This is a genomic window from Clostridioides sp. ES-S-0049-02 (assembly GCF_020658465.1).
Lineage (GTDB): Bacteria > Bacillota > Clostridia > Peptostreptococcales > Peptostreptococcaceae > Clostridioides.
The window spans coordinates 1-723 of record NZ_JACVWG010000051.1; the positions used below are offsets into that span (position 1 = coordinate 1).

Annotated in this window: 3 tRNA genes and 2 rRNA genes; all 5 read right to left on the bottom strand. The window is 42.2% G+C overall.

The window, feature by feature from the left end:
- Positions 1–46: 46 nt before the first annotated feature.
- Positions 47–122: transfer RNA gene (locus IC213_RS20460), tRNA-Met, on the bottom strand.
- 15 nt (positions 123–137) lie between these two features.
- Positions 138–223 (bottom strand) — tRNA-Leu (locus IC213_RS20465).
- Between the two features lie 6 nt (positions 224–229).
- A tRNA-Asn gene (locus IC213_RS20470) sits at positions 230–304 on the bottom strand.
- Positions 305–310: 6 nt separating this feature from the next.
- A 5S ribosomal RNA gene (rrf, locus tag IC213_RS20475) occupies positions 311–427 on the bottom strand.
- Between the two features lie 183 nt (positions 428–610).
- Positions 611–723: ribosomal RNA gene (locus IC213_RS20480) — 23S ribosomal RNA — on the bottom strand; the annotation flags it as partial.

The window sequence follows — 723 nt, forward strand, 5'->3', positions numbered from 1 at the left end:
CGTGAAAGGGCGGTGTCTTAACCTCTTGACCAACGAGCCATTTTAATGGTTGCGGAGGCAGGACTCGAACCTACGACCTTCGGGTTATGAGCCCGACGAGCTGCCAACTGCTCCACTCCGCGATATTGTTTTATAAGTGCCGAAGACCGGAATCGAACCGGTACGAGAGGTAAGTCCCGCAGGATTTTAAGTCCTGTGCGTCTGCCAGTTCCGCCACTTCGGCTTTTTTTGGCTCCAAGGGTGGGGCTCGAACCCACAGCCTACCGGTTAACAGCCGGTTGCTCCACCGTTGAGCTACCTTGGAATATTCACGTGGCTATGTCCTACTCTCCCAGGCAGTTTCCCACCAAGTACCATCAGCGCTAAAGAGCTTAACTTCTGTGTTCGGAATGGGAACAGGTGTATCCTCTTTGCTATTATAACCACATATTGCCTATTTATAAGACAAGTATTATATTAACATCTTTATTTTTAAATGTCAATACTTTTAAAGTACTAAATAATAATAGTTTTTTATTAAATATCTTCTATTAATTGAAGTTAGTACTTTACATAGAGTTAACACTCTAAAAACTACATATATATTTTAATCAATAAACATCAAATAATATTGGTCAAGTCCTCGACCTATTAGTATCGATAAGCTAAATACATTGCTGCACTTACACCTTCGACCTATCAACCAGATAGTCTTTCTGGGGTCTTACCCTTGCGGTGGGAAAT